Below are 25,438 nucleotides of genomic sequence, written 5' to 3'. Positions count from 1 at the left end.
GGAAGACAGGGCGGCCCGGCAGGGGAACGTCAGGGGAAACGGCCGTGGGGATCGAGAGCGACCAGCTCGTCTACGACTATCTGAGCCGGGTCGGCGACCTGGCGCAGCAGCAACAGCTGCCGTCCGGCACCCGGATGAAGCTGGTGTCGGCACTGCGCGGCGAGATCGACCGGCAGCGCGCGAAAGCCGTGTCCGACAGCCCGGCGGCCGTGCGCCGCATCCTCGGACGGCTCGGCACACCGGACGAAGTGGTCGCCTCCGCCTCGGACGGTGACGGCCCGGCACAGGCCCCGGCCCCCCGGCACACACCCTCGCGTGCGGCCCCGCCGGAACCTCTGCCCACCGCCGATCTGCCGGCCCAGCGCGTACGCCGCCGGGTACCTGGGCCGCGCACCGGAACGGCCCGCGAACGGCCCGGGAATCCGCAGCCGCCGGTGGGCGCGTCGCCGCCCCATCTCGCCGGTATGGACGAGCTCGGGCCGTCCGACGGGGTGGACTGGTGGCGGGTCGAGCCCAAGCCGTTCGGTGCGGGCGAGAGCGTGGCCGGCTTCACCGGCGGGGTGGAGATCCCCGAGATACTCAAACCCCCGCCCACCGAGGAGGAGTTGGCGGCGAGGGCCGCCAGGGCCGCCGAGGAGGAGGCCGAGGCGGCGGGGTACGAGAGCGAGGAGGCGGCCGGCGAGGCGACGGAGACGGTCGTCGCGCGCCGCCGCTGGCGGCCCCGGCTGCGACGCCGCGCGGAGGAGGCCGTGCCCCGGGCGGGTTTCGGTAACCCGTTCCTGCTGCTCGCGGCCGCGCTGCTGGTCGCGGGCGCACTCCTCGGCAACTGGCTCGCGCTGGGCCTCGGCTGGCTCCTCGCGTACGGCTCGCGCCGGCTGACGCCCGCGGAGGTGAAGACGGCGGTCTTCGGCCTGCCGGGAGCCGCCGTGACCGGCGGACTGGTCTGGCTCTGGGGCCGGTTCGAGGGCCGCTGGGGCGAGCCGGTCCCGGAGAACGGCATGCGCGACGCGCTGGCCGGGACCTGGCCCTGGGTGCTGAAGGGCGCGGCGCTCGCCTCCGCGCTCTATCTGGTGTGGCGGGCGCGGAAGCGGTGAGCCGTGCGGGGGCCGGCGGTGGTCAGGACGTGCGGCCGACCGGACCGGTGCTCTCGGACTGCGCCGGGACGCGGTCCCCGGTCCCGGCCGACCACGGACTACCCGGTACCACCAGCGGCGAACCCGTCACCGGGTCCGGGACCACCACCGACTCCAGGCCGAAGACCTCGCGTACCAGCGCGGCCGTGACGACCTGCGAGGGATGCCCCTCCGCGACGATCCGGCCCGCCTTCATCGCGACCAGGTGATCGGCGTACCGGGCCGCCTGGTTGAGATCGTGGAGCACGGCGACGACCGTGCGGCCGCGCTCGTGGTTGAGCCGGCGCATCAGGTCGAGGACCTCCACCTGGTGAGCGATGTCGAGGAACGTCGTCGGCTCGTCGAGCAGCAGCAGGTCCGTCTCCTGGGCCAGCGCCATCGCGATCCACACCCGCTGGCGCTGGCCGCCGGAGAGCTCGTCAACGCAACGCTCCGCCAGAGCGGTCACATCGGTGCGCGCCATCGCGTCCGTGACCGCCCGCTCGTCCTCCTGCGACCACTGCTTCCACCAGGCCTGGTGGGGCTGACGGCCGCGTGAGACGAGATCGGCGACGGTGATGGCCTCGGGGGCGACGGGAGACTGCGGCAGCAGTCCGATCGACTGCGCGATCCGCTTCGTCGGGATCTTCGCGAGCTCGTCGCCGTCGAGCAGGACGGCCCCGCCTTTCGGCCTGAGCAGCCGGCCGAGCGCGCGCAGTGTCGTGGACTTGCCACAGGCATTCGGGCCGACGATCACCGTCACCTTCCCGTCGGGGACGGCCAGGTCGAGATCGTGGACGACCGTGCGGTCCTCGTAGGCGAGCGTCAGCCCGCGCGCGGTGAGCCTGCTCACGACGTTCCTCCAGCGGTACGGCTCCGGACGATGAGCCAGATCAGGTACGGGGCGCCGACGGCGGCCGTCAGCACGCCCACCGGCAGTTCGGTGGGCGCGAGAAGTTTCCGGGCGAGGAGATCGGCGAGCACGACGATCACCGCGCCCATCAAGGCGGAAGACAGCAGCGGGATCTGCGCGGTCCGCGTCATCCGGCGGGCGATCTGCGGCGCGAGCAGGGCCACGAAGTCGACCGGTCCGGCGGCGCCGGTCGCCACGGACGCGAGCACCACACCGACGAGGACGAGCCCGAGACGTACGCGGCCCAGCCGGACGCCGAGCGCGGTCGCGGTGTCGTCGTCCAGGGAGACGGTCCGCTGGGCGCGGGCCGCCCACAGGATCGCCGGGACCAGCGCGAGAAGCAGCCGGCCGAGGGGCGCCGCCTCCTCCCAGCCACGGCCGTTGAGCGAACCGGTCATCCAGATCTGGGCCTGCTGGGCGACGAGCACGTCGCCCTTCGTCAGGAAGAGCGTGGTGACCGAGCGCAGCGCGATCGCGAAGCCGATGCCGATGAGGACGAAGCGGGTGGCGTGCAGACCGCCCCGCCAGGCGAAGACATAGACGAGCGCGGCGGCCGCCATACCGCCGGCGACCGAGAGGTAGGGCAGGACGGTGTACGAGGTGAGCCCGAAGGTCATCGCCCCGACCGTGAGCGCGCTCGCGCCCTGGCTGATCCCGATGATGTCGGGGCTGGCGAGCGGGTTGCGGGCGACGGTCTGGATGAGCGCGCCCGCGATGCCGAAGGCGGCGCCGACGAGCAGCCCGACGGTCATCCGGGGCAGCCGCAGCGTGCCGACGACCAGTTCGTCCGCGGAGGGGCGGCCGAGGAGCACCCGGACGACCTCACCGGGCGCGACGAAGCTCTGGCCCACGCAGAGGTAGGCGACGCAGACGACGGCGAGCGCCACAGCGAGCGCGGCGGCGGTGACGGCGGCGCGCCGGTGCAGGAGGTACGAGCCACGCCCGGCTCGCACCAGGGCGTACCCCGGGGGGCGGACGGTGGTGCTGCTCATGTCGTGGCCCCTGCGCGGTGGGTGGTGCGGGAACAGGCGTGGCGGGTAAGGGTGCTGCGGCTGAGGGCGTCGCGGTCACGGGTGCGGTGGCCGGACCGGTCGGCGCCGCCCCGGCGGAGGGTCGCGCTCACGCCGGGACCGCCTTGCGGCGGACCAGGGCGACCAGGAACGGAACGCCGATCAGGGCCGTCATCACACCCGCCGGGATCTCCCCGGGTGGGAACACGATCCGGCCGATCACGTCCGACACCAGCAGCATCACCGGGCCGATCAGCGCGGCCATCGGCAGCACCCAGCGGTGGTCGCCGCCCACGATCGCGCGGGCGATGTGCGGCACCGCGAGGCCTACGAACGCGATCGGGCCGGCCGCCGCGACCGCCACGCCGGTGAGCACCGTCGCGCCCACCCCGCCCACGATCCGCACGGTCGCCACGTTCTGGCCGAGCCCCTTCGCCACGTCCTCGCCGAGCGCCAGCGCGTCGAGACCCCGCGCCACCGAGACGACCAGCACCGTGCCCACCAGCAGGAACGGCCAGACCTGGCCGACGACTTCCGCGTCCCGGCCGGCCACGGACCCCACCTGCCAGAACCGGAACTCCTCCAGCGTCGCCGCCTTCGTCGTGAGCACGGCCATCGTCACCGACACCAGCAGCGCGTTGATGGCCGCGCCCCCGAGCGCCAGCTTCACGGGGGTCGCGCCGCCCCTGCCGCTCGCGGCGATCGCGTACACCGCGACGGACGCGACTGCCGCGCCGGCGAAGGCGAACCAGACGTACCCGGTCAGCGTGTGGATCCCCGCGAAGGCGATGGCGAGGACCACGCTCACCGAGGCGCCCTGGCTGATGCCGAGGATGCCGGGGTCGGCGATCGGGTTGCGGGTGATGCCCTGGAGGACCGTGCCGGCCAGGGCGAGCGCCGCGCCGACCATCAGGCCGATCAGGGTGCGCGGGACGCGCAGTTCGCGGACGACCTCGGCGGCGTCGCTGTGCCCGCCGTACAGCAGGGCGTCGAGTACGGCCGTCGGCGCGATCGCCCGCGCGCCCACCGCGAGGCTGAGCAGGATCGCGAACAGCAGGGCCGCGACGGCGGCGGCCGTCCAGCCGATGCGGCGGACCGCAAGCGCGCGTCTGGCTGACATGGGGACCAATCGAACGGGACAGAGGTTTGGTAAGGCTTGGCTGAGTCTACGGAAGGGTCCGCGCGGCCCGATGGGCACAATGGTCCTATGGCATCGCACCCATCATCCGGCCCGTCGCCCGCGTCCCCGGACCGTCCCGAAGGCCCCCTCACCGTGGGGTTCGACCTCGATATGACGCTGATCGACTCCCGCCCGGGCATCCACGCCGCCTACCGTGCGCTCGCGGCGGAGACGGGCGTGTGGATCGACGCGGACCTGGCCGTCACCCGGCTCGGCCCGCCGCTGGAGCAGGAGTTGGCGCACTGGTTCCCCGACCGGCAGATCCAGGCCATGGGCGACCGGTACCGCGAGCTCTACCCCACGTACGCGATCGGGCCGACCCTCGCCATGCCCGGCGCCCGCGAGGCGGTGACCGCGGTCCAGGAGCTCGGCGGCCGCGCGATCGTCGTCACCGCCAAGCACGAGCCGAACGCCAAGCTCCACCTCGCGCACCTGGGCATCGAGCCGGACGCGGTGATCGGCTGGCTGTGGGCGGAGGCCAAGGGGGAGGCGCTGCGGGAGCACGGCGCGCGGGTGTACGTCGGCGACCACACGGGCGACGTGCGCGGCGCGCGCACCGCGCGGGCGCTGTCCGTCGCGGTGCCGACGGGCCCGTGCACCGCTGATGAACTGCGGGAAGCCGGCGCGGACGTGGTGCTCGACGACCTCATGACGTTCCCGGCCTGGCTGCGCGACTACGCGGCGGGACGGGCCGCCTGAGGTGTATGCGCCGCCTGTGCCGACCTGGCCGCGCGGCGCTGCACCGCGATGGAGCGCAGCACACCGGCGGCGGCGATCAGGAAGCCGACGCCCATCAGCATGCAGACCGCGTACGCGAGGGACGGGAACGGCTCGGTGCCGAGGAACAACGGTGCCACCGTGACCAGTGTGGCGACCGCGCCGACGATGAAGACGATGGCACCGGCACGGACCAGCCCGTCACCGGGGGCGGGAGGAGTAGCAGTCATCCGGCCAGGGTAGTTCCCTGCGCGTAGGAACCGATCGGCGACGTCTTGTCACCGGCCCCTGGACCATTAGCCTTGGGGGTGGCGGGTCAGGCGACCCGCTGTAGTGCTATCCAGAGCCGTTTTTCGGCGCCCATCTTCCGGTGCCCCAGCGCCCCAAGAGTACGAGGACGAGGACAGACGTGCCTACCGGCAAGGTCAAGTGGTTCAACAGCGAGAAGGGCTTCGGCTTTCTCTCCCGCGACGACGGCGGCGACGTCTTCGTGCACTCGTCGGTTCTGCCCGCCGGGGTGGAGGCGCTCAAGCCCGGTCAGCGTGTCGAGTTCGGCGTGGTCGCGGGTCAGCGCGGCGACCAGGCTCTGTCGGTGACGATTCTCGACCCCACCCCGTCCGTGGCGGCGGCACAGCGCCGCAAGCCCGATGAGCTGGCCTCCATCGTCCAGGACCTGACGACGCTGCTGGAGAACATCACACCGATGCTGGAGCGCGGCCGCTACCCCGACAAGGTGCACGGCAAGAAGATCGCCGGCCTGCTGCGCGCCGTGGCGGACCAGCTGGACGTCTGAGGGCTGTCCTTCGGACCGGGCCGCCGGGCCCCGTCAGTTGTCGACGAAACCCAGCGCATCGCGGCCGAGGGGCGGTACCAGCCCCTCGGCCGCCGCGCGTGTCAGCAGCCCCCGCACTGCGGCGTAGCCGTCCTCGCCGAGGTCGGCGGTGAACTCGTTGACGTAGAGCCCGATGTGCTGATCGGCAACCGCCGGATCCATCTCCTGGGCGTGCTCCAGTACGTAGGTGCGGGAGGCCGCGGGATCGTCCCAGGCCATGCGGACCGACGTACGGATCGACTCGGCCAGCTGCCGCAGAGTCCCGGCGCCCAGCGACCGCTTGGCGATGATCGCGCCCAGCGGGATGGGCAGCCCGGTGGTGGACTCCCAGTGCTCGCCCATGTCGGCGAGGCAGTGCAGCCCGTAGCTCTGGTAGGTGAAGCGCGCCTCGTGGATGACCAGTCCGGCGTCCACCTTGCCGTCGCGCACGGCGGGCATGATCTCGTGGAACGGCATCACGACGACCTCGCCGACGCCTCCCGGCACGAGGTCCGCGGTCCACAGCCGGAACAGCAGATACGCGGTGGAGCGCTCGCTCGGCACCGCGACCGTCTTCCCCCGCAGGTCCACACCCGGCTCACGGGTCAGCACCAGCGGACCGCAGCCGCGGCCGAGCGCCCCGCCGCAGGGGAGCAGGGTGTACTCGTCGAGCACCCACGGCAGTACGGCGTAGGAGACCTTGAGGATGTCGGACTCGCCGCGCTCCGCCATGCCGTTGGTGATGTCGATGTCCGCGAAGGTGACATCGACACCGGGCGCGCCCGGCACCCGGCCGTGCGCCCACGCCTCGAAGACGAACGTGTCGTTCGGGCAGGGTGAGTACGCGATCTGCAGGGTCACGGCGACTCCTCGAACAGGGGTGTGAGCAGCTGGAAGGCCTGCCGCAGGGAGTCCAGGGCCTCTTTGATGCGCCAGGCCTCGCGGTCGCGCGGGCCGACGGGGTTGGAGACCGCACGGATCTCCAGGACGGGCAGAGCGTGGGCGGCGGCGGCCTCGGCGACCCCGAACCCCTCCATCGCCTCGGCTCCGGCGCGGGGGTGACGCGCGGTCAGCTCATCGGCCCGGCGCGCGGTGCCGGTCACCGTGGAGACGGTGAGCACGGGAGCGACGAGATGCGGCAGCCCGCCGGCCTCCAGCAGCTTCGCGGCGCGGCCCGGCAGCCCGGAGGGCGGGAGATGGGCGGTGCGGCCGAATCCGAGCTCGTCGACGGGGAGGTATCCGTCGGGGGTCTCGGCGCCCAGATCGGCGGCGATGATCTCGTCGGCGACGACGACCGTGCCGAGCGGGGCGCGGGGCGGGAAACCTCCGCCGATGCCGGCGGAGACGACCATGTCGTAGGGCGGGAGGGTGCCGCGAGCGTCAGATGGTGCCTGTGCGGGTCCCGCCGTCAGCGCCTGTGCCTGCTCGTGTGTCCGAGCGGTCAGGGCGGTCGCCGTCGCTGCCGCCGCCGCCGCGGGACCCACGCCGGCCGCGAGGACGTCCACGAGTACGGCCGGGGTCTGCGCGCCGGTCGCGGGGCGCGCGTACCGCGTCAGCGCGTAGCCGCCCGGCAGGGTCCGCGGACTCCCGTCCGCGAAACCTGCGAGGCCGGCGGCGACCGATCCGGCCTCCGCCGCCACCGCGGTCACGACAAGTACGCGCACAGCCTTGCTCCTGGGGTCAGGAGGTCTTCTCGAGGGTGAAGTGCCAGATCCCGACGAGCTTCTTGCCGTCCGTCTCCACGATGCTGACCTGGGCCTTGTTCGTGGTCTCGCCGGTCTGCGAGGCGAAGAACGCGTTGCCGGGGATGGTCCGGTACGTCTTCTTGTACGGCTCCTGCTCGGCCTGCTGGCCGCCGATGAACAGGGTCCAGCCGTTGTCGGCGATCTCGGGGTCGACGCCGAAGCGGACCTTGTCGTCCATCGCGACCTTGACGGTCTTGCCGTCCTTCTTGTTCAGGCAGCCCTGGATCAGGGACTCCTTGATGGCGTCACCGTCGTTGTAGCAGGCCGCCTCGGTGCTGACCGAGTTCGTCCCGACCGTGACGGTCGCGAGCGGTGTCGGCTTGTCGCAGGCGGAGAGGACGAGGAGCCCGGCGGAGACGGCACCGACGGCGGCAGCAGCACGGCGGCGCTTGCCGGAGAAGAACGCAGCGGTCATGGCCGAAAGGCTATCGGGCCGGGGGCGCGGGTCGGCGCGGGGGTGGCGTGTCGCCCGAATTGCCCGCGGTACGCGTTGACCGCGATCTCGCCGGTGTGAGGCGCGGGGGCACGTCCTTCGGTCGTGTCCTCAATCGCCGGACGGGCTGGATGTGCGGGCCCTGTGTCTTACGGGCTGGACGCGCCCCTCGAATGCCCGACGGGCCGAATGTCCCGAGGCCGGGAGTGCGGGTCCGGGATTTCAGCCTCGCCGGCGTTTGAGGCGCGGGGTTCGGGGCGGAGCCCCGCAGGCACCCGCGCCGTCGCTGGGGGCACGTCCTTCGGTCGTGTCCTCAATCGCCGGACGGGCTGGATGTGCGGGCCCTGTGCCGGACAGGCGGAGGTCCGGGCCATGAGGCGGCGGCCTACGCCACCTTCGGCCGCGGGTGGCCGCCCCGGTGCGCCGCCGTCAGCAGGCCCCGTACCGACAGCGCCGCGCCCACCCCCACGATGCCCGCCGCCACCGACATGCCCAGCGTGCCGTTCAGCGGGAGCGCGATGCCGATCGCGCCGCCGACCACCCACGCCATCTGGAGCAGCGTCTCCGAGCGGGCGAACGCGGACGTACGGACCTGCTCGGGCACATCGCGCTGGATCAGCGCGTCCAGCGACAGTTTCGCCAGCGCCTGGCACAGACCGGCCGACGCGCCCAGCACCGCCACCATGCCCGCGCCGAAGAACACCGCCGTGGTGATCGCGGCCGCCAGCACCACCGCCAGCACCGTCGCGATGATCACCTCGGGGCCGCGTGACTTCAGCCAGGCCCCGACCGTCGTGCCGAGCGCGTTGCCGACACCCGCGGCGACGCCGACGATCCCGAGCGAGACCGCCGCGCTCTGCCCGGCCAGCGGATGCTCGCGCAGCAGGAAGGCGAGGAAGAAGATCAGGAACCCGGACAGGGCACGGAACGCCGCGTTCGCCTGGAGACCGTGGAGCACCGAGGGGCCGACCGTGCGCAGGCTCGGCTTCTTCTCCCCGTGCGTGAGCATGTGCGCCTTGGCCTCACCCTTCGCCGAGTCCACCTTCGGCGGCATGGTGAAGGCCCAGTACGCGCCGAGCAGGAACAGCGCACACGCCCCGTACAGAGGCCACTCGGGCCCGATCTTCTGCAGCCCCACCCCGATCGGCGCAGCGATCCCGGTGGCCAGCAGCCCGGCAAGGGTGACCCGGGAGTTCGCCTTGACCAGCGAGAACCCCGGTGGCAGCAGACGTGGCACGACCGCGCTGCGCACCACGCCGTACGCCTTGGACGCGACCAGCACCCCGAGCGCCGCCGGATACAGCTCCAGGCCGCCCGTCGCCACCGCGCCGGACAGCGTCACCGCGAGCACCGCCCGGGTGAGCATGGCGCCCGCCATCGCCGCCCGCCGGCCGTGCGGGATGCGGTCCAGCAGCGGGCCGATGACCGGGGCGAGCAGGGCGAAGGGCGCCATGGTGATGGCCAGATACAGCGCCACCCGGCCGCGCGCCTCGTCCGTCGGCACGGAGAAGAAGACCGTCGTCGCCAGCGCGACGGTGATCATGACATCGCCCGCGCCGTTGACCGCGTGCAGCTCGATCAGTTTTCCGAGACCCGACTCGCCCGCGCCGTGCGCGTGTGTCGCTTTCCGGATGCCGCGGGCGGTGCCGGTGAACGGCAGGTGAAGGGCGCGTCCGACCGCCCGGCCCGCCCTCCCGACCGGCCCGGTTCGCTCCGACGACCTCACGGTTGCCACCACGTCATAGTGCCCCAAGCCCCGCCATGACGAACCGAGATGCGGCGTAGTTGGACCCTTGTTGGGGCGGGCAGGTGGGCGGCGGGCTGCGGAGGGGGTAGCGTGCGTAGCGCGCCACCGGCGGTTGTTCTCGGCCGCGCGCCTCTTCGGCATCCCGCAGAATGGATGAAGATAGGTGTGCCCGAGACAGGTTGGTCTGGGCGCGGACGTCGATGCGGCCCTCTGGTCCGCTCCGCCTGCGGCCCGTCCCTCACGAATCGGCCGGCGCACCCGTGAGACGGCGTAGGAGAGAAGCGAGACCTGTGAGTGCTGCGACGACGCGAAGCCGAACCCCCGACCGTCTGTGCGCCGAGGCGGTAGACCTTGCCCGGGAGGCGGCCGAGGAGGCCGCTGCCCCAGGAGTGGTCGGCGAGCATGTGTCCCTCGTGTCCGAGGGAGACCGCGTCGTCACGCACTTCTTCGAGAGCAAGGAACCCGGCTACCGCGGCTGGCGCTGGGCCGTCACGGTCGCCCGCGCCTCCCGCGCGAAGGTCGTGACGCTCGACGAGACCGTCCTGTTGCCGGGACCCGACGCGCTGCTGGCCCCCGAGTGGGTGCCCTGGAGCGAGCGGCTGCGGCCGGGCGACATGGGCCCGGGCGATCTGCTGCCCACCGAGGCGGAGGACCTGCGCCTCGAACCCGGCTGGACCGGCGAGGACGCGCCGCCGCCGAACTCGGCCGTCGCCGAGACGCTGCACGACCTGGCCGAACGCGTCGAGGACGAGGACGCCGAGCTCACCGACCGCAGGCCCGCGGGTACCGGGGGCAACGGCCGGGGTGCGATCACGTCGATCGCCGAGGAGCTGGGCCTGCGCCGGGCGCGGGTGCTGTCCCGGTACGGCCTGCGCGCCGCGGCCGCCCGCTGGGAGGAGTCCTTCGGACCGAACACCCCGATGGCGCAGGCGGCCCCCGCTCCCTGTGTCTCGTGCGGGTTCCTCGTGCGGGTCGGCGGCTCATTGGGGCAGGCCTTCGGCCTCTGCGCGAACGAGTTCTCGCCCGCCGACGGGCATGTCGTGTCCTTCGCGTACGGCTGCGGTGGCCACTCCGAGGCCGCCGTGATGCCGAAGACGCCGACGCCCGCACCGCACGTGCTCGACTCGATGGGGGCGGACGCGTTCCCGCTGCGGCCTTCCCGCGACGGGGGCTCGGTGTCCTCGGAGCCGGACGCGGACTCGGACGACCTCGGTCACTCGTAGGGTTCGCGGCGTCCCGCCCGGTTCGCCGCTCCCCGGCGGACGACCTCCGCCGCGCAGAACGCCTGCCGTACGGATCGGACCGGGTGGTGATCCACCCGGCTCTCCGTCGTGCCCGCCCCCGATCCGCCCCCCCGTTCGGGGACAAATCGGTGGACACAGGTCCTTCCGCCCTCTGGACGCCCCGCGCTCGGTACGCGGTACCTTCGGCCGCACAGGCATCACCGCCGGCACGAGTCCGGGCAGTACCGGCAGTACCGGCAGCACGGCACCGGCGGCATCAGCGGAAGAGCGGAGTCACAGCGTGAGCGTCAGGACGACCGAGTGGGCCGACCCGTTCGGGACGGCGCGGCTGCGGCGCGGCGTGCTCGACGCGTGGGGTGCGAGCCCCGCTCGCTTCCGGGAGGACGCGAACGCCGAGGAGGACCTCGTCCTCGGCGGCTACCGTGACCGCCTCGTCGTCGAGCTCGCCCAGAACGCCGCCGACGCCGCCGCCCGCGCCGGGACCGCCGGCCGCCTGCGGCTGACCCTGCACCCCGGCACAGGAGACGCACCAGCGGTCCTCGCCGCCGCCAACACCGGCGCGGCCCTGGACGCCACCGGCGTCGAATCGCTGAGCACCCTGCGTGCCTCCGCCAAGCGCGACAGCGGAGAGAGCGCCGTCGGCCGGTTCGGCGTCGGCTTCGCGGCCGTGCTCGCCGTGAGCGACGAACCCGCGGTCATCGGCCGCCACGGCGGCGTCCGCTGGTCCCTCGCCGAGGCGCGCGGTCTGGCCGAGGAGGCCGCCCAGGCGAGCCCCGGCCTCGGCGACGAGCTGCGCCGCCGCGACGGGCACGTACCGCTGCTGCGGCTGCCGCTGCCCGCCGAGGGCACCGCCCCCGAGGGGTACGACACCGTCGTCGTGCTGCCGCTGCGCGACGGCGCCGCGGCCGACCTCGTGGAGCGGCTCCTCGCCGGGGTCGACGACGCGCTGCTCCTCACCCTCCCGGGCCTCACCGAGATCGTGATCGAAACCCCGGACGGCGTACGGGAGTTGCGGCGCACCGTCCAGGGCCCCTACGTCCACGTCCAGGACAGCGTCCACGGCGAGCGGCGCTGGCGTGTCGTCAGCCACGGCGGCGGCCTCGCACCGGCCCTGCTCGCGGACCGGCCCGTCGAGGAGCGCCTGCGGCCCCACTGGGCCGTCACCTGGGCCGTGCCCGTCGACGACGAGGGCGCGCCGGCCCGGCCGCGCACCGCACCCGTGGTGCACGCGCCCACCCCCACCGACGAACCCCTCGGTGTCCCCGCACTGCTGATCGCCACACTTCCGCTGGACACCACGCGCCGCCATCCCGCGCCCGGGCCGCTCACCGACTTCCTCGTGGAGCGCGCCGCGCAGGCCTACGCCGAGCTGCTCGGCGACTGGCAGCCCGTCACGGTCGGCACGATCGACCTGGTGCCGGGCCCGCTCGGCAAGGGCGAACTGGACGGCGCACTGCGGGCCGCGATCCTGCGGCTGCTGCCGCGTACGGCGTTCCTGGAGGCGGCGGCCCCGCGCGACGTTGCCGGGGAGTGGTCCGGACGGGACGACACCGGACTGCCCGTGGGCGAGTCCTCGGCCGGGCTGCGGCCGATCGAGGCCGAGGTCCTGGAGGGCGCCGGCGCGGAGACCGTGCAGGTGCTCGCCGAAGTCCTGCCGAGTCTGCTGCCGGCCGGGCTGGAGCGCCGGGTGGAGCTGCGGACGCTCGGCGTCGCCCGGGTCCCGCTGACCGAGGCGATCGACCGGCTCGCGGGGCTGGAGCGCGAACCGGGCTGGTGGCGGCGGCTCTACGACAGCCTCGCCGGTGTCGACCCCGACCGGCTGACGGGCCTGCCCGTCCCGCTGGCGGACTCCCGGACCACGATCGGGCCGCGGCAGACGCTGCTTCCGCTCGCCGACACCCCGCAGGAGCTGGCCCGCCTCGGCCTGAAGGTCGTCCACCCCGACGCGGCGCACCCGCTGCTGGAGAAGCTGGGGGCGCTGCCCGCGACGCCGCGTGCGGTGCTCACGACGCCGCAGGTGCGGGCCGCGGTCGCCGGGTCGATGGACGCCGGCGAGGTGTGGGACGAGGACGCGCTCGACGCCGACGAGGTCGTGCAGACCGTGCTCACGCTCGTACGGGACGCGGGTCTCGAACCCGGCGACGAGCCCTGGCTGGGCGCCCTCGCGCTGCCCGACGAGGACGGGGAGCTCGCCCCGGCGGGTGAACTGGTGCTGCCGGGCAGCCCGTTCGCGGCCGTGATGCGCGACGACGAGCTGGCGCTCTGCGATGCGGAACTGGCCGAACGGTGGGGCGAGCAGCCGCTCGCCGCCTGCGGGGTGCTGGCGAACTTCGCGCTGGTACGGGCCACGGACGTCGTCCTCGACCCCGACGAACTGGAGCCCCGCGACGGGGACTTCGCCGAACCCGACGACGCGGGCCTGCTGGACGCGGTCGACGTCTGGTGCGAGGACGTGCTCGACCGGCTGCCGGACACACCCGTTCCCCCGGTCGCCACGGAGATCGTCGCGGTGCGCGATCTGGACCTGGTGGACGACGACCGCTGGCCGCAGGCGCTGGCGCTGCTGGCGCAGCCGCCGCTGCGGGACGCGCTCACCCAGGCCGTACGGGTCCTGCTGCCGGACGGCACGACGGAGACCGTGCGGCCCTACACCGCGTGGTGGCTGCGGGACCACCCCGTCCTGGACGGCCGGCGGCCCGCCGGGCTGCGGGCCGCCGGCGGCGATCCGCTGCTCGAAGGGCTGTACGAGGCCGTCGACGCGACCGGCTTCGACGATGCGCAGGTCCTGCGGGCGCTCGGCGTACGGACGTCGGTGGCGTCCCTCCTCGACGAGCCGGGCGGCGCGGCCGAGTTGCTCGGCCGCCTCGCGGACCCCGGCCTGCCGGTGCGGCCGGCCCAACTGCACGCGCTCTACACGGCGCTGGCGGAGCTCGACCCGGAGCAGGTGACCCTGCCGGACGAGCTCCGTGCGGTGGTCGACGGGGAGGTCCGGGTGGTCGACGCGTCCGACGCGGTCGTGGCCGACGCCCCCGACCTCCTCCCGCTCACCGCCGGCATCCCGCTGCTGCCGGTGGCTCCGTCCCGGGCGGCGGAGTTGGCGGAACTGTTCCAGGTCCGCCGGCTGAGCGAGACGGTGGCGGCGGAGGTCACGACCGAGGGCGAGGAGTACGAGGTCCCGGAATCGGTGCACGTCCTGCTGGGCGCGGGCACCCCGGCCACGTACGTCGAGCACGACGAACTGATCGCGGGCGGCACCGAACTGGAGTGGCGCCGCACCCCGGACGGGGTGATCCACGCGTCCACGGTGGAGGGCGTGGCGGCGGGCCTCGCGTGGGCGGCGGCCCAGTGGCCGCGCCGCTTCGAGGTGGCGGCCCTGCTGGAGGACCCGTCGCGTACGGACGAACTGGCGCGGAACCGCTGGTTCGACTGACACGCCGACCGCGCGGAGACGCAGGAAGGGGGCGCCCGGTCAGGGCGCCCCCTTCTCGCGTGTGACGATCTCGTCCGTGTTCCTGGTGCCGCTCCCGGCAAGCTCTGCCCTGTCGCGCCTGCATTCCCGGTAACCCTTCGGGCACGGGAGGTGCCGCCACAGTCCTTGTAGCGGAGCTACCAGGACTTCCGGCCGCCTTGCGACAGCACGCACCGGACGCTCCCCCCACGCCCTGTGGGCGTGGGGGGACCCTCACTCCTCGACGGACGAACCTTGCCGGTCACGGCACTAGCGGACGTCCACGAAGACGACCGGTGACGCGGCGGCCCCCACGCCGGGCGTACGTGGCAGCAGCCACCGCCAGTTGGCGTCGTACGCGGCCTTCGGCGCGGCCTTGACCGTGCCCGTCGTGTCGGCGGTCACATGGGCGGCGATCGTGTAGGCCGAGGTGCCGGGACGGCGGAACTCCAGCTGGACCGCCTTGCCCGGCAGGGCGTTCCAGCGACCTGTCGACCAGTCCGCGATCCCGGCGATGCCGGAGACTGCGAACGCCTTGCCCTTGGTCACCGGGACCGTCGGCGCGGTGATCGTCACCCGGGTCTCGCGCAGGATCTGGGCTGTTGCGAGATCGCTCCGGTCGGTGAAGCTCCGGCCGTCGAGGGAGCGGGCCCAGACGGCCGCCTTCCACTCACCGGCGAGATCGTTCCGGCCGAGCTGGCCGCGGGCATTGAGCTGGAAGGGCGCCTCGCACGTGGACGTGGTGGCGTCCACCGGGGTGCACTCCGGGGTCCAGGTACGGATCACCGCGTCCGGCCGGCCCGGGTCGCTCCGGTGCAGGACGACGCCCGTGTCCGCCACGCCCGCCGGGTCGGTGACGGTGTACCGGACCGTGTACGGCTCCCTGTTGGGGTCGTCGTACATGACCGGCGCGATCACCCTGCCGTTGTTGACGACGACGTTCGTGACCTTGATGGAGCCCACGGTCTCGTCGGCCGCCGGCGCGGGGCCGACGAACGCCCGGATCACCGCTCTGCGGACGGTCGATCCCTCCGAGTCCTTGCCGCTCACGCGCAGCGAGACGTACCGCGCGTTCTGCGGGACGGAGAGTTCGGCCGTCGCCCGGCCGCCCGTGTCCGCGGCGGGCAGAGCGGTCCATGTCGCGCCGTCGTCGGCGGAGTACTCCAGGCCGGTGACGCTCGCGGTCGCCCCCTGCCTGCGGGAGGTGGCGAGCGCCTCCACGGTGACGGGGGAGGCGCCTGCCGCGTTGCGCGCGTCGAGTCCGTCGACACGGACGTCGACGTCCGCGAGCGGCAGGTCGGTGGCGGAGCCGGAGTAGCCGTCGGAGACGAAGGCCCATTCGGTCGTCTGCCGGGTGGAGAGCCGCGTGGGCCGCCCCGTGTGCCGCACCGTCTGGGTCAGTTCATAGGGCGCCTGCGCCCTCGGGACCGCGGCGGACCACACCTTGGGCGTCTCGAGGCCCTTCGTCTCGGCGAGCTTCGTACCGCGCGAGGTCAGCAGGAAGTCCTGGACGGAGTCGTAGTCGCTGCCCGCGTGGCCGAGCGAGTCGGTGAACGCCCACGGCTCGTACACCTCGAGCTTGGTGCCCCGCTGGACGGCGCCGGACGGCGGGAAGGAGCGCAGCGCGAAGGGCGCGGCACCGAACGTCTCGGCCGGGCCTGCGCCCTGGGGGAGGGTGCGGGGCTCGGCGGTGACCGTGGGGCCGCCGTCGTAGGACAGCATGCGGCCGAAGGGCTGGCCGGGCGTGGCGTACTCCGTGACCGTGGAGGGGAACCGGACCGGGGTCGGGAGGTAGACGCCGGACGAGTCGCTGACGGAGGGGTACGACGAGAACCAGCCCGTGGTGTCGTCTCCCGCCGCACGCAGCGTGGTGACCGTCCGTGCCAGGTCGGCCGTGCGCACCTGGGCCCGCGGCGAGGCGGGCACCCCGCCCGGGAAGTTGCGGTAGAGGTCGTAGCGGTACGGGCTGGGCGTGTTGGCCGCCGACCCGTCCTTGACCAGCACCTCGTGGACGCGCAGCGAGGCACCGGGCAGTGAGAAGGGCGTCGCGTAGACCTTGTTGCCCCAACCGCCGAGGAAACCGACGACGTCCCCGTTCGGCATGCGGAGCGACACGGCCGCGGAGGCGCGGCGCGCGGACGGATCGTCCGCCGTGATGGCGGTCTCCTTGGCGAGAGCCGGGTCGAACGTCACCGTCAGGCCCCGGTCCTTCACCGTGAACGTCTTGGTGAGGAGGTGGTCGGGCTGCTGCCAGTTGCTGTACATCCCGACGGTGATGTAGTCGCCGGGCGGCAGCGAGACCTTGCCGGAGTTGCCGAACTGCTCCGCGGCGACCTCGTGGTAGACCCAGGTCTTGCGGTTCCACACCTGGATGATGGGCCCGAAGTGATCGGTGCCGGTGAGCTGGATCTTCACGGAGTACGCGGCGCGCGGAGCGGGAGCGGACCGCGTCGGCGATCCGATGCCGACCGTGGTGGACCTGGCCGGTTGCCGCAGCCCGACGGGCCGCACCTGAAGCTTTCCGTCCAGGACGCTGTAGGCGTACCGGCCCGGCTGTCCGCCCTGGCTCTTCGGCACGACGCGGAAGCCGGGTGCCGACTGCCCACGGCGCGGGACGACTTCCAGCCGCTCACCGGTGGCGAGCGTCGCCCCGGCGGACGGGACGGGCGCCTGCCCGGCGGGGGCGGACGGCCCCCCGGCGGCCTGCCCCCATCCGGGCGCGAGGACGACGGCGCTCGCGGCGAGCGTCCCGATCAGTGCGCCGTACGCGGTTCTTCGACGTTTTCCGGCATGCCGCAGCATCAATGCGGTTCTCCCCACCCCTTGTCGCCCAGGCGTCTCCCACGCCTCAGGCGTCACAGCGAGCGCTGTGGTGGGCACAGCGTAATGCTGTTGGTTGAACGATTGAATATGCCCCCCGTGTTGCGCGGCCGGAGGTCAGTGACCGCCCTTGGGCTCCCTGCAGCCGCCCTCCATGAAGAAGCCGTGCGACTCCACGTCGGGGGGTGTGCCGAGCAGACCCGTGATGCAGGGCCCGGTGTCCGGCACGAGGAAGGTGAAGCCGAGCGAGCCGCCCGTCCCGTAGACCTCCAGGTCCGCGCTGCCGTAGCCGAGCCGCCGCAGTGCGGCACGCAGGGCGGGCTCGTCCCGGACACCCTCCAGCCCGCGCGCGATGCGCTTCGCATGCGCCTCACCACGGCAGGCGGCATCGCCCGACAGGGGTGCCTTCCGCTTGAACGCGTGGTTCTCGGCGTACTTCTGCGCCTCCGGGTCCATCGACCGTGACGCGGTGGCTTCGGGGGACGCGCTCGGCCCACGGTCGGAGCAGATCGCCGCCACGTCCTTGAAGCGGCGGTCGTGCTCGGCCTTCGCGGTCTTCCGCGCGGCCTCGTAGGAGGCGGACGCCGAGGCGGCGGCCCGTTCAGCGGCCGGTTCGGGGGCCTTCTCGGTACCGCACCCCGCCAGCACCGGTACGGCGAGCACGAGCAGGAGACCGGCGGCGGCGGGCGTCAGACGATGCATGCGGCGATTGTGCGCCGGGGCACGGGTGTTGGTCCTGAGTACGCGTACTCAGGCGCCGGCGCGGTCGGATGCGGATCACGTGGGCCAGGCCACCGCACAACAGGAGAGCCCTGGTCACTCCCGGATCCCGGCCGACGCGGCCCCGGCCACCCGCAGTCCCCGCCCGGCCCTCGACCCCGTCGGCCCGGGCCGGTCGCGGCCCAACTCCCCTGCCGCGCACCCCTGTACACCTCACCCCCGCCGCGGCCCCCTGCTCTCGTCCGAGTCCGAGTCCGAGTCCGAGTCCGAGTCCGAGTCCGAGTCCGAGTCTGACTCCGAGTCCGACGGTGGCCACGGCGCGTGCAGGGACAGCGGTGGCACCTTGCCGTGGACCACGAGCCGGTGGCGCACCACCATCACGACGGCCGACGCCAGCAGGATCACCGCTCCGCCGAAGCGCAGAATCGTGTCGTACGCGTCCTCCGCAGGACTCTCCGGAGTCATCGCCGTGATCGTGGTCGCCGCGCCCGCGAGGGCGATCGCGCCCAGAGTGACCAGGAACGTCAGCACCACCCCCGACGCCTCGCCCGCCCTGGCCGGCGGTACGACCTGCTGGGTCGCGACGCTGGCGAAGGTCCAGCCCAGTCCGAGGCCGAGCCCGCACCAGGCGAAGACGGGGATGTAGAGCCACCAGGCTGTCACCTGGCTGAGCGCGATCATCCCCGTTCCGGCGATCAGCCCGGCGAGCGCCATCACCGCGGTGGGCCGCATATGCGTCCCCAGCCGGGCCCCCAGAGGCCCGGCGCATGCCACGAGCAGCGCGGGGGCCAGGAAGACGATGCCGGCCATCAGCGGGGACAGACCGCGTACGCCCTGGAGGTAGAGCGTCGCCACGAAGACGGTGACGCCGTAGCCCATGTTGGCGACCGAGCCCATGCCGGTCACCAGGTCGAAGGAGGTGTTGCGGAACAGACGCAGATCGACCAGCGGGTGCCGGGCCCGGCGTTCGCGCAGCAGGAAGAGTCCGCCCGCTACCACGGCCGCACCGAAGAGGGCGAGGGTGCGGACGCTGTCCCAGCCCCACGCGCTGCCGCGTTCCACGGCCAGCGTGACCGCCGCCAGAGCGCACACGATCGTGAAGCAGCCGGTCAGATCGAGCTGGCGGGGCGCCGAGGGGTCACGGGAGTCGGGGACGGAGCGGACCGCGACGATCAGCGCGAGTGCGCTGAGCGGGGCGAGCAGCCAGAAGATCCAGCGCCATCCCGGGCCTTCGGTGAACCCGCCGCCCACGAAGGGCCCGAGAGCGGTGCCGATGTTGGCGATACCGAACGCGGCGCCCAGCGCACGGCCCTGGTTCTCGCCGGGGAAGGCGTTGCTGATGACGGCGACGGACACCGGGAAGACGAATCCGGCGCCGATGCCCTGGACGACACGGGCGGCCACGAGCAGCGGGAGCCCGGGGGCGAGGGCACACGCCACGGACCCCGCGGCGAACAGCGCGATGCCGGCGAGCAGGGTGCCGCGCCGGCCGAAGACGTTGCCCACCCTGCCGCCCACGATGAAGAAGCAGCCCACGGCGAGCATGTACGCGGACAGGGTCCACTGGGCGGCAGAAGGGGTGACGTCCAGCTCGGCCGCTATCCCGGGGATGGCCAGGTTCAGGGCGAAGAAGTCGACCTGGATGCAGAACAGGGCGACAGCGCAGGCGACGAAGGCGCCCTTCTGCGCGGACGACGACTCTGCGCGCATGGGCACGTCCCTTCAGGCGGACCTGGCCGTGTCCCTCGCCGTCCATTCTCGGTCCGCCCCCGCGGGTCCGCAGCCCGACGCCCGACTGCCCCCGGCCGAGCCCGCCCGTCCACGTAGGAGGAAGTACCCGGCCTGGCGCCCGGCAGGGAGGCAGCAGGCTCAGAACCGTTCGACCTTCTCACCGTCCGGCACCTGGTAGCAGCCGGAGACGACCATCAGGCTCAGCTTCGGTGAGCTTCGCTTGGCGAAGTGGGCGATGTTGACGCTGTGCTTCTTGGCGTCGTTGTCGGCCGTGAGGCTGAGGTTCTGGTTCTTGCTGGTGTCGGGCCCGTGGTCGACGACTTTCCAGCCGTGCTCGGGCAGCTCGCTCTTGAGCCGTTCCATGACCCCGCTGAGCTGGCTCGCCGACGCGGGGGAGAAGCTCCACTTGTGGAAGATCTGGAAGTACTTCTCCGGATCCTTGTCTCCGCATTCCTTGACCCCGGGGCCTGTGTCGGAGGCTTTCCCCTTGATACCGATCAGGTCGTAGATCTCGCTGGAGACCTTCTCCGCTGTATCGGCGGCGTCGCGCGAGGTGCTGGTGCCTGCTGTGGGGATCTCGTCGCTGTTGTTCGCAGCAGACATGCTGCATCCGGTGAGGGGCAGAGCAAGGGAGATCAGAAGTGCCTGTGCGCCGAGTTTGATCTTCAATGCGGGAGCCTCAACCGTCCAAGGCCTGGGAACGAGGTTCAGAAGCGCTGGATCTCCTGACCATCGGGGATCTGGTAGCAGCCGGAGAGAACAGTGATGCCGAGACGCTGCGGGTTCTCCTTGGCGTAGTGGACGATGTTGACGCTGTGCTTCTTGGCGTCGTTGTCGGCCGTGAGGCTGAGGTTCTGGTTCTTGCTGGTGTCGGGCCCGTGGTCGACGACCTTCCAGCCGTGCTTGGGCAGCTCCTTCTTGAGGCGCTCCATTACCCCGGCGAGGTCGGCGGTCGCTGCCGGGACGAGGCTCCATGGATGGAAGATCTGGAAGTACTTGTCCCGGTCCTTGTCCCCGCATTCCTTGACGCCGGCCCCGGGCTTGGACATCTCTCCCTTGATACCGATCAGGTCGTAGATCTCGCTGGAGACCTTCTCCGCTGTATCGGCAGCAGCGAGCGAGGTGGTTGTGCCGGCGGATGGGATGTCGTCGGAGTCACTGGTGTCGTTCATGCTGCATCCGGTGAGAGTGGTGAGAGCGAGGGACAGGAGAAGCGCCGGGGCGCCCGGTTTGATCCTCACCTCGTCGAACCTGGATCGCACTCGTCCCACGCCATCCGTAAAACCCTCCCCGTTTCCCCGTACCCCCGTTCCCGGGCGGCGGCCATGTTCCCCCGATCCGGGGCGTGAAATCAAACAGCTGTCCGCCGCGTGTCCGGGAACGCCGGGGCCGAGGCCGAGAGGAACGGCCGCCCTACGCCGGGCACTTCTTCCCCACGAACCGCCAGGCCAGCTCCAGCAGCACCGCCCCCACGGCCGCAGCCCACCGGCATCGTCATACCGACCAGCTGCAGCACGAAGAAGTGCTGGAGCCAGGGCACGACCAGCACCCGGTGGTCCTTGAAGAGCCGCGTACCCACCGGAAGCCGGTCGGCCCAGGCCCGGCCCGCCTGCGCGGCCCGGGCCTGTCACCTCGTACAGCGGCTCGTCAGACCGCCAGACCCACCGACACGGCTCCGCCGCCGACGGCCACCGCGAAGGCGGCCCACCGCTGCACACGGGTCACGGCTTCGGGGCGGCCTCTGGAGGCAAGCACCATCACCGAGTTCGCGGCGAACGCCGGCAGGAGGACCCCGAACATCGCGATCGTGCCGACCGTGGACAGGCTCATCTCCAGCGGCGCGGCCACCGCGGCGACCGTCACGGCCACGGCTGCGAGCCCGTACAGGATTGCGGGTGCATGCGCGACATCGTCACCGGTACGCGGTTTCGGACCTCGGTTCAGATGGTGCTTCCAGTGCCGCCGCTCGGTACCGAACCGTGCCAGCCCCATCAGCCCCACCTCGACGACGAGCGCGATGACGGCTATGACTTCGATCGACTTCATGGCTGCTGCCTCACTTCTTGCAGGCGCTGGAGATCGCGGTGATGCCGATGAATGCCTTCACAGCCTCGCGCTCAGCGGATCCGACACGCTTTCCGTTGACGAAGCGCCAGATGATGGAGGCGGTCTTCTTCGCCCCGTACCTCTTGAACAGTGCCACGGCGCGAACGACCTTGATGCTGGAGCCGGCCGGCGCGAACGAGATCAGGACAGCGGCCACGGCGGCGCCGCACTTGGCCAGGTACTTGGTCTGGTCCCACCAACTCGGGTCGGCGACGACGGGGAACGCGGTGTCCTCGTCGAAGGCGATGGTCTGGACGAGCGAGCCGTCCTCGACGCGGTACGTCGTGGGGACAGCGGCCCCCTCGGAGTCCTTGGCCCAAGGCGCCGCGAACGTCCCGAGGATCTCGTCGCCCTTGCTGACGGTCACGCTGCCGTCCTCGTGCTGCTCCGTGACGGCGCCATCGGGCAGGTCGAGGTCGAAGCGGTACTCCTTGGCGGCTGCCGCGCTGTTGATGACGATCAGCGAGCGGACACCCTGTGCCGTTGGCTGGACGGCGAGGTCGGCGTCCTTGGCAGCGCCGGTGTAGACGATGGTTCCGCCGTCCGTCTTCGTCCCGCTGACGCTGACGCTGCCGGAGCTCGGCAGCCCGATGCCGATGGAGCCGCCGTCAGGAGCGGTTGACCTCACGGTTCCGTGAGCCGTGGCCGGAGCGGTCACGGTGCGTCGGCCCTCGTCGTCCGCGGTAACGGCCTGGAGGGTTCCACCGGCGGTGGGCGTGCTCTGTACGACGTCGCTGGTTCCGGTGTACTTCTCGATCAGCGCGGCGGCCTGCGCGGCCGGGCCGAGAGGCTTCGCGTCGGCAGCCGGCACGGGTGCGGCGTGCGCCGTGGCGGTGAAGACGGCGGTGGCGGCGATGCCTGCCACAGCAACGGTCACTCGACGTACGGCTGTGCGCGGCGAGTTGCCTATGCGCATGGGATCCCCCTGGTGCTTTGCGTGTTCTCGAGCAGGCCGGATCGCCCCCTGGTCAGGAGGGCAGCGGGTGTGCTCGTCGGTCGTGATCAACTTCAGCACCGGCGACGGACTTCACCTGTGGTGGAGCACACAATTCCGGCTCAGAAGTTGCTCAAACCTCAGGTTCTGCACGGTTGGAGCCGATCGGCCGGCCAGGGATCGGGAACGGCGTTGCGCACCCTGGGGTGTTCGGCCGGAGAGGCAACCCGAGGAACGGCCGCCCTACGCCGGGTACTTCCTCCCCACGAACCGCCAGGCCAGCTCCAGCAGCACCGCCCCCACCGCCGCTATCGCCGCTGCGGCCCACGGCATCGTCATACCGACCAGCTTCAGCGCGAAGAAGTGCTGGAGCCAGGGCACGACCAGCACGATCAGGAAGCATCCGCCCATCGTCGCCACCAGGGCGATGCGCCACCACGTGTACGGGCGGGCGATGATCGCGAGGACCCACATCGAGACCAGGAACAGCGTGAGCGTCGCCGCGCTCGTCTCCGCTTCGAGGGAGCCGGGGCCGCTGTAGTGGGAGCGCGCCAGCAGGTAGGTGCAGAAGGTCGTGACCGCCGCGATCGTGCCCGACGGGATCGCGTACCGCATCACCCGGCGCACGAAGTGCGGCTTCGCGCGCTCCTTGTTCGGCGCGAGCGCCAGGAAGAACGCCGGCACACCGATCGTCAGCGTCGACAGCAGTGTCAGATGCCGGGGCAGGAAGGGGTACTCCACCTGCCAGCAGACCACCAGGATCGCCAGCAGCACCGAGTACACGGTCTTGGTCAGGAAGAGCGTCGCGACGCGGGTGATGTTGCCGATCACCCGCCGTCCCTCCGCCACCACGGACGGGAGGGTCGCGAAGCTGTTGTTCAGCAGCACGATCTGTGCGACGGCCTTGGTCGCCTCGGAGCCGGAGCCCATGGAGACGCCGATGTCCGCGTCCTTGAGGGCGAGGACGTCGTTGACGCCGTCGCCGGTCATGGCGACCGTGTGGCCGTTGGACTGGAGCGCGCCCACCATGTCCCGCTTCTGCTGCGGGCTCACCCGGCCGAAGACCGCGTTGGAGTCGAGCTCGGCCGCCATCTCGGCCCGCTCGGAGGGGAGCCGGCGGGCGTCGACCGTGTTCTCCGCGCCCGGCAGACCGAGCTTTCCGGCCACCGCGCCCACGGAGACCGCGTTGTCACCGGAGATGACCTTCGCGGCGACGTCCTGGTCGGCGAAGTAGCGCAGGGTGTCCGAGGCGTCGGGCCGCAGCCGTTGTTCGAGGACCACGAGCGCGGTGGGGGTCGCCCCGGACGCGACGGCAGGCGCGTCCAGCTCGCCGGCCGCCCGCGCGAGCAGCAGCACCCGCAGACCCTGTTCGTTGAGCTGCTCGATCTCGGCGAGTGTCTTGTCGCCCGCGGGCAGCAGGACGTCGGGCGCGCCCAGCAGCCAGGTGGAGCTGTTGCCGTTGCCCTCGCTGAACGCGGCACCGCTGTACTTGCGCGCCGACGAGAACGGCAGCGACTGCGTGCACCGCCAGTCCTCGCTGTCCGGGTAGGCGTTGATGATCGCCTGGAGCGAGGCGTTCGGCCGCGGGTCGGACTCGCCCATCGCACCCAGGACCTTGCGCACATAGGGCTCGTCCGCGCCGTCCAGCGGCCGCAGCTCGGTGACATCCATGCCGCCCTCGGTCAGGGTGCCCGTCTTGTCGAGACAGACGACGTCCACCCGCGCCAGGCCCTCGATCGCGGGCAGCTCCTGGACGAGGCACTGCTTGCGGCCGAGCCGGATGACGCCGATCGCGAAGGCGACCGAGGTCAGCAGCACCAGGCCCTCGGGGATCATCGGCACGATGCCGCCGACGGTCCTGGCGACGGAGTCCTTGAAGTTGTTGTCCTTGACCACCAGTTGGCTGATGATGAGCCCGGTCGCGGTCGGGATCATCATCCAGGTCACGTACTTGAGGATCGTGCTGATGCCGCTGCGCAGCTCGGAGTGGACCAGCGTGAAGCGGGACGCCTCCTCGGCGAGCTGGGCCGCGTACGCCTCGCGTCCCACCTTCGTCGCCGTGAACGCCCCGCCGCCGGCCACCACGAAGCTGCCCGACATGACCTGGTCGCCCGGCTGCTTGAGAACCGGGTCGGCCTCACCCGTCAGCAGCGACTCGTCGATCTCCAGGCTCTCCGCCTCGGCCACCTCGCCGTCGACCACGACCTTGTCGCCGGGGCCGAGTTCGACCAGATCGCCGAGGACGATCTCGGAGGTGGAGATCTCCGCGGAGGCCCCGTCGCGCCGTACGGACGGTTTGGCCTCACCGATGACGGCGAGCCCGTCGAGGGTCTTCTTGGCGCGCAGTTCCTGGATGATGCCGATGCCGGTGTTGGCGATGATCACGAAGCCGAAGAGGCTGTCCTGGATCGGCGCGACGAAGAGCATGATCACCCACAGCACGCCGATGATCGCGTTGAAGCGGGTGAAGACGTTGGCCCGGACGATGTCGGCGGTGGACCGGGAGGAGCGCACGGGGACGTCGTTGACCTCGCCCCGCGCGATGGCTTCGGCGACCTCGGCCGCCGTGAGCCCGGTGGCCGGCGGCCGGGTCGCGGTGAGCGACTTCGGCGGCTTCATCGGGTGCACGGGATCCAGTTCGGCGCCCGCGTCGATGTGGGGGCCGTCCGGCTCAGGGCCGTTGGTCTCGATCCTCGCCCGCTGCGTCATGGTCTCGACGGTACGACCGGACGGTCCCGTTCACCCGCCGAGTCGCCCGGGATCAGAC

General features: G+C 72.2%; 21 protein-coding genes. 5 read left to right on the top strand and 16 right to left on the bottom strand.

Annotated elements, in window-relative coordinates; all coding sequences use genetic code 11:
• Nucleotides 1–44 precede the first annotated feature (44 nt).
• Complete coding sequence (locus OHA05_RS16275) at nt 45–1,094, top strand: hypothetical protein (RefSeq protein WP_313945639.1); 1,050 nt, start codon at nt 45–47, stop codon at nt 1,092–1,094.
• Between the two features lie 22 nt (nt 1,095–1,116).
• Here OHA05_RS16275 and OHA05_RS16270 read toward each other — a convergent pair whose 3' ends face one another.
• The 3 genes from OHA05_RS16270 to OHA05_RS16260 all read right to left on the bottom strand — a co-directional run bounded on the left by OHA05_RS16270 (nt 1,117) and on the right by OHA05_RS16260 (nt 4,155).
• Nucleotides 1,117–1,965, bottom strand: coding sequence for an ABC transporter ATP-binding protein (locus OHA05_RS16270; protein WP_313945640.1), 849 nt, complete (start codon nt 1,963–1,965; stop codon nt 1,117–1,119).
• Nucleotides 1,962–3,017: a FecCD family ABC transporter permease gene (locus OHA05_RS16265; protein WP_328861011.1), complete on the bottom strand. Its 1,056-nt coding sequence runs from the start codon at nt 3,015–3,017 to the stop codon at nt 1,962–1,964. Before OHA05_RS16265 ends, OHA05_RS16270 begins: the two co-directional genes overlap by 4 nt.
• Before the next feature lie 127 nt (nt 3,018–3,144).
• A complete protein-coding gene (locus tag OHA05_RS16260; RefSeq protein ID WP_328861010.1) occupies nt 3,145–4,155 on the bottom strand; it encodes a FecCD family ABC transporter permease in 1,011 nt (336 codons plus the stop codon).
• Between the two features lie 87 nt (nt 4,156–4,242).
• Between OHA05_RS16260 and OHA05_RS16255 the strand changes: the two genes are divergently transcribed.
• On the top strand, nt 4,243–4,914 hold the full coding sequence (locus OHA05_RS16255) for an HAD family hydrolase (protein ID WP_328861009.1): 672 nt from the start codon (nt 4,243–4,245) through the stop codon (nt 4,912–4,914).
• On the opposite strand, the gene OHA05_RS16250 is transcribed toward OHA05_RS16255, so the two are convergent.
• Entirely contained in the window at nt 4,890–5,162 is a 273-nt protein-coding gene (locus tag OHA05_RS16250; protein ID WP_313945644.1) for a hypothetical protein, read from the bottom strand. The two genes, OHA05_RS16255 and OHA05_RS16250, sit on opposite strands and share 25 nt — an antisense overlap.
• A 179-nt stretch (nt 5,163–5,341) precedes the next feature.
• On the opposite strand from OHA05_RS16250, the gene OHA05_RS16245 reads away from it, so the two are divergent.
• Nucleotides 5,342–5,725 carry a cold-shock protein gene (locus OHA05_RS16245; RefSeq protein WP_313945645.1) on the top strand — a complete coding sequence of 128 codons (384 nt, stop codon included), beginning with the start codon at nt 5,342–5,344 and terminating at the stop codon, nt 5,723–5,725.
• A gap of 33 nt (nt 5,726–5,758) precedes the next feature.
• On the opposite strand, the gene OHA05_RS16240 is transcribed toward OHA05_RS16245, so the two are convergent.
• The 4 genes from OHA05_RS16240 to OHA05_RS16225 form a co-directional block, all read right to left on the bottom strand.
• Entirely contained in the window at nt 5,759–6,604 is an 846-nt protein-coding gene (locus tag OHA05_RS16240; RefSeq protein WP_328861008.1) for a 1,4-dihydroxy-6-naphthoate synthase, read from the bottom strand.
• Nucleotides 6,601–7,407, bottom strand: coding sequence for a futalosine hydrolase (locus tag OHA05_RS16235; protein ID WP_328861007.1), 807 nt, complete (start codon nt 7,405–7,407; stop codon nt 6,601–6,603). The genes OHA05_RS16240 and OHA05_RS16235 overlap by 4 nt, the downstream gene beginning before the upstream one ends.
• A 16-nt stretch (nt 7,408–7,423) precedes the next feature.
• Complete coding sequence (locus OHA05_RS16230) at nt 7,424–7,903, bottom strand: DUF2771 domain-containing protein (RefSeq protein WP_313945648.1); 480 nt, start codon at nt 7,901–7,903, stop codon at nt 7,424–7,426.
• Between the two features lie 403 nt (nt 7,904–8,306).
• Nucleotides 8,307–9,656: an MFS transporter gene (locus OHA05_RS16225; RefSeq protein ID WP_313945649.1), complete on the bottom strand. Its 1,350-nt coding sequence runs from the start codon at nt 9,654–9,656 to the stop codon at nt 8,307–8,309.
• Nucleotides 9,657–9,958: 302 nt separating this feature from the next.
• Here OHA05_RS16225 and OHA05_RS16220 point away from each other — a divergent pair, with 302 nt between their 5' ends.
• Together OHA05_RS16220 and OHA05_RS16215 are read left to right on the top strand one after the other, a co-directional pair.
• Complete coding sequence (locus OHA05_RS16220; protein WP_313945650.1) at nt 9,959–10,891, top strand: DUF3027 domain-containing protein; 933 nt, start codon at nt 9,959–9,961, stop codon at nt 10,889–10,891.
• 301 nt (nt 10,892–11,192) lie between these two features.
• Nucleotides 11,193–14,342 (top strand): sacsin N-terminal ATP-binding-like domain-containing protein, encoded by a 3,150-nt coding sequence (locus OHA05_RS16215; RefSeq protein WP_328861006.1) that lies wholly within the window; start codon nt 11,193–11,195, stop codon nt 14,340–14,342.
• Between the two features lie 288 nt (nt 14,343–14,630).
• Here OHA05_RS16215 and OHA05_RS16210 read toward each other — a convergent pair whose 3' ends face one another.
• The 8 genes from OHA05_RS16210 to OHA05_RS16175 all read right to left on the bottom strand — a co-directional run bounded on the left by OHA05_RS16210 (nt 14,631) and on the right by OHA05_RS16175 (nt 25,380).
• Nucleotides 14,631–17,162 (bottom strand): hypothetical protein, encoded by a 2,532-nt coding sequence (locus OHA05_RS16210; RefSeq protein ID WP_328861005.1) that lies wholly within the window; start codon nt 17,160–17,162, stop codon nt 14,631–14,633.
• Between the two features lie 135 nt (nt 17,163–17,297).
• Nucleotides 17,298–17,882, bottom strand: a complete 585-nt coding sequence (locus tag OHA05_RS16205) for a hypothetical protein (RefSeq protein ID WP_313945653.1) — start codon at nt 17,880–17,882, stop codon at nt 17,298–17,300.
• 231 nt (nt 17,883–18,113) lie between these two features.
• Nucleotides 18,114–19,610, bottom strand: coding sequence for an MFS transporter (locus OHA05_RS16200; RefSeq protein ID WP_328861004.1), 1,497 nt, complete (start codon nt 19,608–19,610; stop codon nt 18,114–18,116).
• A 159-nt stretch (nt 19,611–19,769) separates the two neighbouring features.
• Nucleotides 19,770–20,234: a hypothetical protein gene (locus OHA05_RS16195; RefSeq protein WP_328861003.1), complete on the bottom strand. Its 465-nt coding sequence runs from the start codon at nt 20,232–20,234 to the stop codon at nt 19,770–19,772.
• Between the two features lie 104 nt (nt 20,235–20,338).
• Nucleotides 20,339–20,803, bottom strand: coding sequence for a hypothetical protein (locus OHA05_RS16190; RefSeq protein ID WP_328861002.1), 465 nt, complete (start codon nt 20,801–20,803; stop codon nt 20,339–20,341).
• A 475-nt stretch (nt 20,804–21,278) separates the two neighbouring features.
• Complete coding sequence (locus OHA05_RS16185) at nt 21,279–21,677, bottom strand: hypothetical protein (RefSeq protein WP_328861001.1); 399 nt, start codon at nt 21,675–21,677, stop codon at nt 21,279–21,281.
• A 10-nt stretch (nt 21,678–21,687) separates the two neighbouring features.
• Nucleotides 21,688–22,653 (bottom strand): hypothetical protein, encoded by a 966-nt coding sequence (locus tag OHA05_RS16180; protein ID WP_328861000.1) that lies wholly within the window; start codon nt 22,651–22,653, stop codon nt 21,688–21,690.
• 261 nt (nt 22,654–22,914) lie between these two features.
• On the bottom strand, nt 22,915–25,380 hold the full coding sequence (locus OHA05_RS16175) for a cation-translocating P-type ATPase (protein WP_328860999.1): 2,466 nt from the start codon (nt 25,378–25,380) through the stop codon (nt 22,915–22,917).
• Nucleotides 25,381–25,438 lie beyond the last annotated feature (58 nt).

The organism is Streptomyces sp. NBC_00306, from assembly GCF_036169555.1.
Lineage (GTDB): Bacteria > Actinomycetota > Actinomycetes > Streptomycetales > Streptomycetaceae > Streptomyces > Streptomyces achmelvichensis.
The sequence above is the reverse complement of the archived record's forward strand: the minus strand, read 5'-3'. Positions and strand labels throughout refer to the sequence as shown.